This window comes from Flagellimonas sp. 389 (assembly GCF_018449435.1).
In the GTDB taxonomy this organism is placed as follows: Bacteria; Bacteroidota; Bacteroidia; order Flavobacteriales; family Flavobacteriaceae; genus Flagellimonas.
Map to the genome: position 1 here is coordinate 261,204 of NZ_JAHCMU010000002.1, position 13,219 is coordinate 274,422.

The following is a 13,219-nucleotide window of genomic DNA, read 5'->3' on the forward strand; positions in this document are numbered from 1 at the left end:
AGATGTTTAAAAAACAAAACCTAGTTTAAAATAGCTTCATATTTGGCACTATCGTTCAACAGTGCTTTTGCAGTTAAAATGGCATCATCGTGCGTTTCATAGTATTCATAAAGCCCATCGCGATAGAAATAACGCTTTACGATTTCATCCTCCAAATCTTTTTTAATCTCCTTTTTGTACGTATCCAAAGCCGAAATCTTCCCCCTGTTCATGGCCAATAACAAATCTTTGTACTTTTCCTGTACATCTTTGCCCAACAGGTGTTCTTCTGCATTTATGGATTCTTCCAATAACTTTTCGCTCTCGGTCTCAAAAGAAAAATCCTGTTTTTGTGCAAAGCTCTTAAATGTGGTAAAATCTGCATCGGAAAAAGTGAAGTCGTCAACATTGCTAAAAGAATGGCTGTAATAATAATCCGTAGCAAAATCAAAAACAATATTGTTTTGTTTTAAGGCATCTATCAAGGTGTTCGATTTTAAAGATGCGATTTCAACATCGGGCATTACCCCACCACCATCTTGTACTTTTCGACCATTTTTTGTGGTAAATTCATTGAATTTAGTATTGCGAACCGCTTTGCCCTCCCCATCTCTGTTCCAATAATCCAAAGATTGAATGCAACGGCCAGATGGAGTATAATATCTAGATATGGTCACTTTTAGTTGCGTGCCGTAGGTAAGCTTCATTGGACGTTGTACCAATCCTTTCCCAAAACTTCTGGCTCCCATCACCACGGCACGGTCTAGATCCTGTAATCCCCCAGATACAATTTCACTGGCAGAAGCACTACTGCCATCTATTAAAACCACCAAGGGAATGTTCAGGTCCAACGGCTGGTTTTTCGTCTTATATTCTTGATTGAATTTTTTGACCTTGGATTTTGTGGTGACAATAAGTTGATTTTTTGGCACAAACAAATTGGTAACATTTATAGCTTCGGAAAGAAGTCCGCCAGGATTTCCACGCAGGTCCAAAACCAACCGCTCGGCACCTTTTCCTTTTAAATCCAAAATTGCGGCCTTGGTCTGTCCTGAAGCTTTTCTGTTAAACTTGGAAAGTACTACATAACCGGTTTTGTCATCGATCATATCGTAAAAAGGAACGGCATCGACCTCAACACCTTCGCGCTTAAGAGTAGCGGTCTTTGTTTCTGCTTGCCTTACATAGGTGACCTCAATACTGGTATTGTTCGCACCTTTTAACAATTCACTTGCATTATCATCAAAGTCGGCTACCTTGGTATCCCCTATTTTAATGATTTCATCACCAGCCTTTAATCCGGCTTTGTCCGCAGGATAGTCCTTGTAGGGTTCAACAATGAGCAATTTACTTTCATAGGAACGGACAAGCGCCCCAATTCCAGAATACTCTCCTGCATTGTTGATTTTAAAAGCCTCAACGTCTTGTTCGTTTAAAAAACGGGTATAGGGGTCAAGGCTGTTCAACATATTTTTTATGGCCGAATCCATAAGTTCTGCAGGATTCGTTTCATCCACATAATTCATGTTCAACTCTTTAAAGAGCGTGGTGAAGATTTCAATTTGTTTGGCAATCTCAAAAAAGTCGCTTTTAAACCCACTTCCAATTACCAGAAAAATACATGCCAGAACGGGGATCAAAACCCTTTTTTTAATTATTTTTTTCATGGGATTCTTTTTTTAGAAAAGTCAATAAGAGCTGTTTTATCGCTTTGTCAACCTCGATAAGGTTGGGCATTTTAGTGCCAAGGTATAAAAATAGGAACGCAAAGTCTCCCTGTATGTTGTTAAAAACAAGGTGCTTATTAAGACGGTACCCTTCGCGAAGCATTCGTTTTACCCGATTTCTCTTAACGGCACTCTTAAATCGCTTTTTAGGGGCTACAACCCCAGTTTTAAAATTGACGTTTTCATCAAAGTCCGTTTTAAGGTACAACAGCTTTATCGGAAATGCAGTAATGCCCTTCCCTTCGCTAAAAAGCTGCTCAAAAAGCTTTTTGTTTTTGAGCTTCTCTTTTTTTGGAAAAGAAACGTCCATAGCACCGCTGTTTGAAGTCTCGTTCACTTCGTTTTAAGATTTTAGTATCGATTTGTCGTCTTAACAAGACAGCCTACGAACATAAATCGTGTTAAGGGTTGGTCTGGTGTATATTGTTCTCTCCGTTTACATCTGCCATCAATTGCGATGGGTCGAGCACAATTGCCGTAATTGAACTCAAGGGGCGGTCAATGACAAATTCATAGGTAGGGTAGGCCCAGGCCCAATCCTCCAAGACAGTTCTTTCCAAATTTGGATAAGGATTTGCTTTTTCTCCCCGCATCATTCGCAAAGGCACATAATATGTTTCTTGGGTATTATCGGAGCCAACGACCAAGATGTCCAAAGGCATAGGCATTTCGCCCACACGCTCTAAAACAATTTTGGTTTTCTCGCCCTCAGCTTCAACACTTTTTATACTGTAATCAATGGTATTGGTGGTTTTTGTCCAATCGGTCAAATACCAATCCAATTCTATTCCAGATATCTTTTCCGCAGTTCTCTTGATATCATTGGGTACAGGATGTTTAAACTTGAAATCTTCATAATATGCTCGTATCGTTTCCATTAATTTATCTTGCCCTATAACATAGCCTAACTGCGAGAGGAAAATAGAACCTTTGCTATAAGCAGCAATTCCGTAGGCAAAGTTTGTGGTATACCTATCCGCATGGGTTGTTTGGGGAAGTTCCAATCCAGAATTGACCAACGCGTAGTAGCCTTTGTAAGAGCCCTCAAAAGGGTTTTCTTTGTTTTGTTCCATGATTTCGTTCATGCAAAGACTGCTTATAAACGAGGTAAATCCTTCGTCCATCCATTCGTACTTGGACTCATTGGTGGCCAAAACATGCTGAAACCAGGAGTGTGCCATTTCGTGGACCATAACACCAACCAAGCTTCCAAACTGTCGCTTGCCTGTAATGAGTGTACTCATGGCGTATTCCATGCCACCATCACCGCCTTGGACTACGGAGTATTGCTCATAAGGATATTTGCCGATATTCTTACTGAAGAAACGCATGGTCGCTTCTGTTTTAGCCTGAAGCTTTTTCCAGTTCTCAATGATTTCCGAATCATTCTTATAATAGAAATGAAGGGTAGGCCCATCTTCCATTTTTAGCATATCATGAATGTAGTCTGGGTCTGCTGCCCACATAAAATCATGAACATTCGGAGCTTTAAAGTGCCAAGTCAATGTTTTTCCCTTGGTCTTTACTTTGGTGCCTGGAGTTTCGTACCCATGCCCTATCTCATTCGGGTTTTGCAAATAGCCAGAACCTCCAACAACATAATCTTTATCAAGCGTCAATTTTACATCAAAATTGCCCCAAACACCATGAAACTCACGTCCTATGTAAGGGTTGGGGTGCCAACCCTCAAAATCATATTCTGAGAGCTTGGGATACCATTGGCTCATGGAGAGCGCAACACCTTCTGCATTGTTTCTGCCCGAACGTCTGATTTGTAAAGGCACCTGACCTTTAAAGGTCATGGAGAGCTCTGTTTTTCCGCCCGAAGGAATAGGCTTGTTCAAATCCACGACCAATATTGTACCCTCTTCGTTAAAGGAAACAGTTTTCCCATTTTGGCTTAGCGATTGCACGTGTAAATAACCTATCTCGGTTTCAGAAAGCGAAGCAATTCTACTTTTTCCATCCACCATCATTCGTTTATCGGGGTCTTTTATAGTTTGAAGCCGAACATCCATTTCACTTCCTGGCTGAAAGGCATTAAAATAAAGATGGTAATAGACCCTATCCAGTTCATCTGGAGAATTGTTGGTGTAGATGAGTTTTTGGGTTCCAGAATATTGAAAGGTTTCAACATCCATTTCAACGTTCATGGTATAGTCGACATGTTGCTGCCAGTAAACAGTATTGTTCTGTGCGGAAACCGTTAAAAAACAAGCTAAAACTGCGAAAAAGAAGAATCGTGCGCTGTTCATGTTATTTGGTGTTATTGTTTAAAGTCATTTTACCTTTTGAAATATTTTCTGCAAGTAAAAGTGCATTATAGGCATTGACCATTTTTCCTGATTTTGATATGCTGTCAAAAGTCATTGCATTTGCCTCATCTCCAGCTACAATAACCGATGCTTTTGAGGTCAATCCAGATTGAACGATAATTTGTTTTACCTGGTTGGCCGATAATTGGGGATAATGTGACCGAATCAAAGCAGCTACTCCTGCCACTGCCGGAGCGGCCATGGAAGTCCCCCCTTGAAAATCATACTCATTTCCGGGCATAGTAGAATAAATGGCATCTCCTGGAGCAAAAACATCAACATTTAGTTTTCCATAGTTGGAAAAAGTAGCAACCATTTCAGAACCATATTTGCTTGTAAGCGCCCCTACGGTAATGACGTTATTGGAGAATTCCATATTTGTGAGCTTATGATCGTTGGGATAATTGGCATTTTCCGCACTATCTAAATCCTTGCCGTCGTTTCCAGCGGCATGAACGATCAGAACATCCCTTGATGCAGCATACTGAATGGCACTATATACCCACTCAGCATTAGGAGAAAAGGATTTACCAAAACTGCAATTAATGATTTTTGCCCCGTTGTCAACGGCATATCTGATCGCCATTGCAATATCCTTATCATATTCATCTCCATTGGGAACCGCCCTAACACTCATTAACTGCACATTTCTTGCAACGCCGTTTGCTCCTTTTCCATTGTTTCTTTTGGCCGCTATGATTCCGGCAACATGGGTTCCATGGCTCTCGGTAGCAACGCGGTTTTTAGGGTTTCCGTTTCCGTAGTTTTTATCGTTAATGTCGTATGGGTCGTCACCAACGGGTTCCCTGCCATTAAAGTCTTTGTTGAGGTTGTAATTTACTTGTTCCGTAAAATAGGTGATACCTTCGGATAATTCTTCCATTACCTCTGGAATAGTGTCCCCATACGTGAACATTTGGTTCAACACAGCAACATTTTGCTGCATTTGCTCAGTTTTAGCTTCGATAGAAGCCAATTCCACTTTTGTGTACGCATCTTTTCCCAATGCCTTTTTTACAGCCTCATCAGCATTTTTGACTACCTGAAAGATTTGTTCGTACTGCTGCTTGTTTTGTAGAGCTTTTGGATATTCTTGATCCAGTTTTAATCTTGCCTTGGCCCTGGTCGCAGCATCCCCAATATTCAATCGTAGCATACGAGCGTATTCCAGCTGTTCATTGTAGGCCTCTCCTAAAAAATTATAGCCATGAATGTCATCGACATACCCATTACCATCGTCATCTTTCCCATTGTTGGGTCGTTCCCCTTTGTTGGTCCAGAGCACATCCTTTAAATCTTCGTGTTCTAGGTCCATTCCAGAATCGACTACCGCAACGATTACAGTTTTTCCATTTTTGTTTTTAATGATTTCATCATACGCCCTATCCACGCTCATGCCAGGGATTGTATCTTTGACCAAATCTGCATGACCCCAGTTTTTTTTCTGTACTTCGGTAAGCTCAGAAACTTTTAGAGGTATGGTGTCAATATTCTCAACGGGAGTGGAAACTAAAGCTGTAGCACCACAGCCCATCAATACTAAAAAAGAAGGAAGCAATGCAAAAGAAGATTTAATGTATTTGTGACTCATAAATTTCATTTTGTAGAAATGTAAAACTTTATTTTGAATTGAATATTTCGTTAAAAGAAAGCAATTCGTCCAAGCGAACACCGCGTTCGGTTTGTTTTAATGTGCATAGCTCATTATGCGCATCATGCTCAAATAGCATTAGAAAATTGTTTTCAACAACAGTATCTAAAAAAGTTGCTTTTTCGTTTAAGGTTATTAATGGTCTAGTATCGTAGCCCATAACATAAGGCAGGGGAATATGACCTACGGTGGGCAGCAAATCTGCTACAAAGACAATGGTTTTGCCTTTATACTTTATGTGTGGGATCATTTGTTTTTCTGTATGTCCGTCTACAAAAAGAATCCCAAACCCTAATTCTGATTTCTCTAAAAAAGGAGTGCTTTTTCGGGCTACAAAATGAAGCTGTCCACTTTTCTGCATGGGCAAAAGGTTTTCCTTTAGAAAAGAGGCCTTTTCTCTGGCATTAGGGTTTATGGCCCACTCCCAATGATTTTCATTGGTCCAAAAACGTGCATTTTTGAAGGCAGGTTCGTAACCCGTTCTATCAGCATTCCATTGCACGCTTCCACCACAATGGTCAAAATGAAGGTGTGTCATAAAGACATCTGTAATATCGTCTCTATGAAAATTCAAAGCCTTCAATGATTTATCCATAGTATGTTCTCCCCAGAGGTGGTAGTAGCCAAAAAATCTTTCCGATTGTTTGTTGCCCATACCGGTGTCTATCAAAATAAGACGGTCTCCGTCTTCAATAAGCAGACATCTGGCTGCAATATCAATCATATTATTGGCATCGGCGGGATTGGTCCTGTTCCAAATGGATTTTGGAACGACCCCGAACATAGCGCCGCCGTCTAACTTAAAATTACCGGTCTCGATGGGATAAATTGTCATTCAGAAAGAGAAATAGCACGCAAAATAAGAAAAGCGTAACGCAATTAGTTAAAAACGATGATTTTATTAGTCGTTTTTTAACAAAAACCACCTCAAATACTGCTCTTTTTTAGGTTTTGAAAAGAGGTAACCATAAAAAGCACTAGAATTAAAACGAAACAACCTGAGCCATTTTGGTTAATCCATATCTGCATGTGTAAATAGATTAAGTCCAATGTGTATTTGCAACATGCTAGATTTTTGTTTCAAAAAGGCTACATTTAACATTTAGACCAAAACCGTATTGAAGAAGTTAGAACGTAGTTTATCCTTAACCTCCGTTATTGCCATTAGCATAGGTGGAATGCTGGGAAGCGGTATTTTTGTCTTACCAGGTTTAGCAGCTGCAAAAACAGGGTCTTCCGTTTGGTTGGCCTATCTTTTGGCCGCAGTCTGCATTTTACCTGCAGCTTTTTCCAAATCTGAACTGGCTACCGCCATGCCTTCTTCAGGGGGAACGTATGTATATATAGAACGTGCTTTTGGACCTCTTTTTGGTACTATAGCAGGAATCGGCCTTTGGCTTTCCTTGCTCTTTAAAAGTGCTTTTGCACTCGTTGGTTTTGGTGCGTATCTATCCATATTGATTAATATTGATGCGGGACTTACTAAATATGTTGCGGTTACCTTCTTGGCGTTGATTCTGTTCCTGAACATTTTGGGTGTAAAGAAGGTGGGTAAAGTTCAAATCTTTATCGTAAGCATAAGTCTTATCAGTCTTGCGTTGATTTTATTACTCGGAATCCCAAGAACTTCCGCAGAGTTATTGGACCCCTTTATGATAAAAGGAAAAATGGGATTGTTCTCCACAGTGGCGTTCGTTTACATTTCTTATGCAGGGGTTACTAAAGTGGCTGCCATAGCCGGAGAAATAAAAAATCCAGGCACAAACCTTCCCCTTGCCATGATTCTATCGTTGTTTATTATGACGGTTATCTATGTTTCGGTTGCTTTTGTACTAGTAGGAAACCTCCCCTTGGGTGAACTCAAAACAGACATTAAACCTATTTATACAATTGCCAGGTTATTAGGAGGGAACTATGTGGGTTATATTGCTTCTGTAGTTGGTATCATTACTTTGATCTCTATGGCAAACTCTGGTGTTTTGGCTGCTTCAAGATTTCCGTTTGCAATGGCCATAGATAAATTGCTTCCAGATTTTATGGGCAAAATTCATACAAAGTATTTAACCCCTGTGGTCACTATTGTAATGACTTGTTTTTTGATGGCAATGGTCATTATTTTTCTAGATGTTGAGAAGATAGCAAAGCTGGCAAGTGCGTTTATGGTGATGATGTTTATTTTGGTCAATGCCTGCGTTATCGTTTTGCGTGAAACGTCCGCGCAATGGTATAAACCGGAATATCGCTCTCCATTATATCCATTTGTACAATTATTTGGTATTTTCAGTGGGGTGGCCCTTTTGGTGTTCTTGGGTTCTGGCCCAATGCTGGCTATAGTTGGTATCTTTATTCTTGGGCTGCTTATTTACTACTTTTTTGGTAGAAATGCGACCAGAACGGGAATTCTTAGAAAATACGGGCACCGTCCCGCACTTTATTTACTCTACAAGAGAAAACGAAATGCCAAAATCACCTACAGGAACAATCAATCTGGAAGCTTACAAAATCTTGATGGGAAATTGGCTTCGGATGCTGGTGTTGTAGTTCCTTTATTGGGGAACGAGCGTTCCCCAGAAATGCTGGTAGAAATTGGTGCGGCAATCAATAAGAATGAAAAGATTCAAGTGGTCAACGTAACGGAAGTTCCCAATCAGACCTTTTTGGATGCTATGGTAGAAGAAAACCCAAGAATAGCGTCCTTGGAAAGAAGAGTTTCACGTTTGGCAGTGTCACAGGGCATTGATTTGGATTTTGAAGCAGCCGTAACCCATGAAATTTCTGATACCATACATGAATTGAGCAATCAGACCCACTGCGATTGGTTGGTAATGGGGTGGAACGGACGGGCTCATAGCGGAATCTTGGTCAGCAACCCCATAGGTTGGTTATTAACGCACATCAATTCTGATTTTGCCTTGTTCAAGGATGATGGTGTTCGTTATATAGGAAAGGTTTTATTGGCTTTGAGACCGGGCAGGAAAGACAAAAACTTTATTGCCGTTGCAGACCGAATCTGTAATTATTACAAAGCATCCCTAACGCTATTGCACGTAGTTCCAACTAAAACTGAGGATGAGACCATTGCTAAAATGGAAACCAAGTCAAAAAAACTATTGGAAAAAGTGGACACTCCGAGTATGGTCATTGTCCAAAAGGAGGATGATTCAATCGGGGCGATTTCTAGAGCTTCGGCAAGTTTTGATCTACTTATATTGGGAACGCCACAGAAGGACAATTGGGTGGATATTCTTTTTGGTACTGGAAAGGATAAGTTCACGGAAAAGTCTGCATGCTCTGTGTTAAGATTGACCATGAGAGATCACTAGATAATTGCTTCGGCATCTGTATTAATTAGTATTTTTACTAAAACTCAAATCGATGCTCGAACTTGCAGGTATAATTATTCTGGGAATCATTGCGCAATGGGTAGCTTGGCGACTTAAACTGCCTGCAATTTTACCATTGATTTTGATTGGATTATTGGTCGGACCGATAGCCACATTATATACCGAAGATGGCGTTAAGCTTATTGAACCTATCTGGAACGGCAAAAATGGGCTTTTTCCAGGAGATGGATTATACTACTTTGTATCACTGGCTATAAGTATTATCCTGTTTGAAGGAGGGTTGACCTTAAAACGTTCTGAAATTGTAAATGTGGGACCGGTGATTACAAAACTAATAACCATTGGTTCCATAGTTACGTTCTTTGGTGCGGGGATTGCGGCACATTATACGTTTGGACTTTCGTGGCAGATTTCATTTTTGTTCTCTGCGCTTATCATCGTTACCGGTCCTACGGTTATTACCCCTATTTTGAGAAACATTCCACTGAAAAAGGATGTCTCTACGGTATTAAAATGGGAAGGCATATTAATAGACCCTATAGGAGCCTTGGTAGCTGTTTTGGTTTTTGAATTTATAAGTGTTGGAGAAGGTAGTGCCTTTACCCGTACGGCCTTGGTCGAGTTTGGAAAGATTTTGCTCTTTGGAACCACTTTCGGTTTCACATTTGCCCATGCACTCGCATTTGCCATTAAAAAAGACTTGATTCCACATTACTTAATGAACGTAGTTTCACTTTCTGTAGTATTACTGGTGTTTGTTGAATCCGATGTTTTTGCACATGAATCTGGTCTTTTGGCCGTAGTGGTCATGGGAATGGTCATGGGCAACATGAATTTGCCCAACCTAAAAGAACTGCTCTATTTTAAAGAATCCTTGAGCGTTTTATTGATTTCCATACTTTTTATACTCTTAGCGGCCAACATCAATATTAGTGACTTAGAGCTTTTGTACAACTGGCAGACGGCGGTGCTGTTTGCAGCGGTGGTGTTCTTGATCAGGCCATTGGGCGTTTTTTTGAGTACGCACCGATCAGGCTTAAAATTGACAGAAAAACTATTTATCGGTTGGGTAGGGCCAAGGGGTATTGTTGCCGCCGGTATTGCCTCATTATTTGGTTCCAAGTTATTGGCAAAAGGAGAACCGGGCGCTGAATACATTACACCTTTGGTTTTTATGATTGTTTTGGGTACTGTACTCTTAAATGCCACCACTGCCAGATTGTTCGCAAAACTGGTGGGTGTTTTCTTGACCAAGTCCGAAGGAATTTTGATTATTGGCGCCTCAAAAGTATCCAGGCTTATAGGAAGTTATCTAAAAAAGAATAGCAGGCACGTTGTATTGATCGATAATAACCAGACCAATGTAGGAAAAGCCAAAAGCTTGGGGTTAGAAGCACTAGCTGCCAATATTTATTCAGATTCTTTGACCGATAATATTGAACTGAACGATATGGGATACCTTATGGCATTGACCGGTAACTCTGACATCAATAAGTTTGCTATTGATAAATTCCAGAAACAATTTGGTGAAAACGGTGCGTTTAGACTGGTAAATTCCGATGAAATGAACGACCCACAAAATAATCCGGAAGAAGGCTTGTTTTCGCACACCGACGACTTTATAAAATTGACCGAAGCCGCAAGAAAAAACCCATCCATTCATGAGATAGAGCTAAAAGGACAGGAACAGTACAACGGCCTTATTGAAATAACCAAAGCCGATAACGATATCATTCCATTGTTCTTAAAAGATGATAGGGGAGATTTAAAAATCATCTCCGCATTCAGCAAAGAGTTTACGGATATTAAAGAGGGATACAAATTGGTCTATCTGGGAAAAGCGTTCGATATCGAAACGATTGGAGAAGATGCTCAAGAAGAAGATTGATTTCCTTACCAATTGTGCAGAACAAAAATTCTAAATGTTTTTCAAAAGGTTCACCACACTTTTCTCAGGGTACGCAACATTTCTAAATTTCAATCCATGTAAAATGTAATTCTTGAAGAAAGCCTACGTTCTCTTTCCATAACAAAAATCAAACCTCAATTTTATGAAAAGAACTATCCTACCCCTGGCACTAATGGCTTCAATGATTTTTATGGGCTGTTCAAAAGACGATGATGATAATAATTGTGACTCTTGCTCTATTCAAAACCAAACTATTGAAATTTGTGATAATGGTGATGGAACATATCAGTTAAACGCTGGCGGGGAAAGCGAAACAGTTACCGAAGAAGACTTAGGTGACCTAGACCCAAAAGAGTTTGTCGATGCAATATGCTCATTGGGAGATTTATCATTATAATATGATCAAAAAAGCCTTGAAACGTCATTTCAAGGCTTTTTTGATTAAACTAGGCTACTAATCATTTAACTTCAACACTGCCATAAAGGCTTGCTGTGGAATCTCAACATTGCCCACTTGGCGCATCCGCTTTTTACCTTTTTTCTGCTTTTCCAACAGTTTTCTTTTACGGGAAATATCACCCCCGTAACACTTTGCGGTAACATCTTTACGTAGGGCTTTTATCGTTTCCCTAGAGATTATTTTTGACCCTATTGCCGCTTGTATGGGGATATCAAATTGCTGCCTCGGAATCAGCTCTTTCAATTTTTCACACATTTTTTTACCAATATGTTGGGCATTGTCAAAATGCACCAGTGCCGATAAGGCATCAACGGGTTGCGCATTTAAAAGAATATCCACCCGAACCAGCTTGGAAGTTCGCATCCCAATAGGCGTATAGTCAAAAGAAGCGTATCCTTTGGAAACGGTCTTTAATCGATCGTAAAAATCGAAAACAATTTCTGCTAAGGGCATGTCAAAAATCAACTCTACCCGTTCTGTGGTCAAATAGGTCTGATTGGTAATCTGTCCACGCTTTTCAATACAGAGCGACATTACATTACCCACAAAATCGGATTTAGTGATAATTGTGGCTTTTATAAAAGGTTCCTCAACGCGGTCCACGGTCGAAGGGTCCGGTAAATCTGAGGGATTGTTTACAATGAGGGGAACTTCCCTGTCCTTGGTCGTAAAAGCATGGTAGCTAACGTTGGGAACCGTTGTAATAACGGTCATGTTAAACTCACGCTCCAATCGTTCCTGAATGATTTCCATATGGAGCATTCCCAAAAATCCACATCTGAAACCAAAGCCCAATGCAGCACTGCTCTCTGGGGTAAAAACCAAGGAGGCATCATTAAGTTGTAGCTTTTCCATAGAAGAACGGAGCTCCTCAAAATCTTCGGTATCTACGGGATATATTCCAGCAAAGACCATAGGTTTTACGTCTTCAAAACCGTCAATGGCATTTTGGGTTGGGTTTGCGGCATCGGTAATCGTGTCTCCAACTTTTACTTCACGGGCATCTTTTATTCCTGTTATCAAGTAACCAACATCACCCGAAGAGATTATTTTTTTGGGAACCTGAGTTAATTTAAGGGTGCCAATTTCATCAGCAAAATAATCCTTATCCGTAGCAACGAATTTTATCTTCTGTCCTTTTTTAATTTCACCGTTAATCACCCTAAAATAAGTTTCAACCCCCCTGAAAGGATTGTACACAGAATCAAAGACCAAAGCTTGTAGAGATTCATCTTGATTTCCTTTTGGAGCAGGGACGCGTTCAATAATAGCGGTTAGAATGGCTTCAATACCAATGCCAGTTTTAGCACTTGCAGGGATTACTTCTTCAGGTTTGCAGCCCAGTAAATCTACGATATCATCAGTTACTTCTTCGGGATTTGCGCTTGGTAAATCGACTTTATTGAGTACAGGGATGATTTCCAGATCATTCTCCAATGCCAAATAGAGGTTGGATATGGTCTGTGCTTGTATGCTTTGAGCGGCGTCTACAACCAAAAGGGCCCCTTCGCATGCAGCGATCGAACGGGAGACTTCATAGGAAAAATCAACGTGCCCGGGAGTATCGATTAAGTTGAGCACATAGGTTTCGCCTTCATGGGTATATTCCATTTGAATGGCATGACTTTTAATGGTTATGCCACGTTCCCGTTCCAGATCCATACTGTCCAAAAGTTGATCTTGTTTTTCCCGCTCAGTTACGGAACCTGTAAAATCCAACAAACGATCGGCCAAGGTACTTTTACCATGATCTATATGCGCAATAATGCAAAAATTTCTAATCTTTTTCATAACAATGATAACCCAACAAGGAAATGCTTGCTGGCAACTGCAA

At 40.3% G+C, this 13,219-nt stretch carries 9 protein-coding genes; 3 read left to right on the forward strand and 6 right to left on the reverse strand.

Going from position 1 to position 13,219, the window contains the following annotated elements:
* Positions 1-20 precede the first annotated feature (20 nt).
* From KIM67_RS02840 to KIM67_RS02860, 5 genes are all read right to left on the reverse strand, one after another.
* Positions 21-1,646 (reverse strand): S41 family peptidase, encoded by a 1,626-nt coding sequence (locus KIM67_RS02840; protein WP_213829850.1) that lies wholly within the window; start codon positions 1,644-1,646, stop codon positions 21-23.
* Positions 1,630-2,043: a ribonuclease P protein component gene (gene rnpA, locus KIM67_RS02845; protein WP_298867145.1), complete on the reverse strand. Its 414-nt coding sequence runs from the start codon at positions 2,041-2,043 to the stop codon at positions 1,630-1,632. The genes KIM67_RS02840 and rnpA overlap by 17 nt, the downstream gene beginning before the upstream one ends.
* Before the next feature lie 64 nt (positions 2,044-2,107).
* Entirely contained in the window at positions 2,108-3,961 is a 1,854-nt protein-coding gene (locus tag KIM67_RS02850) for a M1 family metallopeptidase (protein WP_213829851.1), read from the reverse strand.
* Position 3,962: 1 nt separating this feature from the next.
* A complete protein-coding gene (locus KIM67_RS02855) occupies positions 3,963-5,612 on the reverse strand; it encodes a S8 family peptidase (protein WP_213829852.1) in 1,650 nt (549 codons plus the stop codon).
* A gap of 28 nt (positions 5,613-5,640) precedes the next feature.
* Positions 5,641-6,507, reverse strand: coding sequence for an MBL fold metallo-hydrolase (locus KIM67_RS02860; RefSeq protein ID WP_213829853.1), 867 nt, complete (start codon positions 6,505-6,507; stop codon positions 5,641-5,643).
* 283 nt (positions 6,508-6,790) lie between these two features.
* Here KIM67_RS02860 and KIM67_RS02865 point away from each other — a divergent pair, with 283 nt between their 5' ends.
* From KIM67_RS02865 to KIM67_RS02875, 3 genes are all read left to right on the forward strand, one after another.
* A complete protein-coding gene (locus KIM67_RS02865; protein ID WP_213829854.1) occupies positions 6,791-8,995 on the forward strand; it encodes an amino acid permease in 2,205 nt (734 codons plus the stop codon).
* 52 nt (positions 8,996-9,047) lie between these two features.
* A complete protein-coding gene (locus KIM67_RS02870) occupies positions 9,048-10,904 on the forward strand; it encodes a sodium:proton antiporter (protein WP_213829855.1) in 1,857 nt (618 codons plus the stop codon).
* A 163-nt stretch (positions 10,905-11,067) separates the two neighbouring features.
* Positions 11,068-11,322 carry a hypothetical protein gene (locus KIM67_RS02875; RefSeq protein ID WP_213829856.1) on the forward strand — a complete coding sequence of 85 codons (255 nt, stop codon included), beginning with the start codon at positions 11,068-11,070 and terminating at the stop codon, positions 11,320-11,322.
* A gap of 57 nt (positions 11,323-11,379) precedes the next feature.
* Here the strand turns inward: KIM67_RS02875 and lepA are convergent, their stop codons facing one another.
* Entirely contained in the window at positions 11,380-13,176 is a 1,797-nt protein-coding gene (lepA, locus tag KIM67_RS02880) for a translation elongation factor 4 (RefSeq protein WP_213829857.1), read from the reverse strand.
* Between the last annotated feature and the right edge of the window lie 43 nt (positions 13,177-13,219).

Bases quoted from the DNA above. Each gene is read 5' to 3' on its own strand.
- lepA (WP_213829857.1), bottom strand. From the start codon at position 13,176: ATGAAAAAGATTAGAAATTTTTGCATTATTGCGCATATAGATCATGGT.
- KIM67_RS02855 (WP_213829852.1), bottom strand. From the start codon at position 5,612: ATGAGTCACAAATACATTAAATCTTCTTTTGCATTGCTTCCTTCTTTT.
- KIM67_RS02875 (WP_213829856.1), top strand. From the start codon at position 11,068: ATGAAAAGAACTATCCTACCCCTGGCACTAATGGCTTCAATGATTTTT.
- KIM67_RS02850 (WP_213829851.1), bottom strand. From the start codon at position 3,961: ATGAACAGCGCACGATTCTTCTTTTTCGCAGTTTTAGCTTGTTTTTTA.
- KIM67_RS02860 (WP_213829853.1), bottom strand. From the start codon at position 6,507: ATGACAATTTATCCCATCGAGACCGGTAATTTTAAGTTAGACGGCGGC.
- KIM67_RS02870 (WP_213829855.1), top strand. From the start codon at position 9,048: ATGCTCGAACTTGCAGGTATAATTATTCTGGGAATCATTGCGCAATGG.
- KIM67_RS02840 (WP_213829850.1), bottom strand. From the start codon at position 1,646: ATGAAAAAAATAATTAAAAAAAGGGTTTTGATCCCCGTTCTGGCATGT.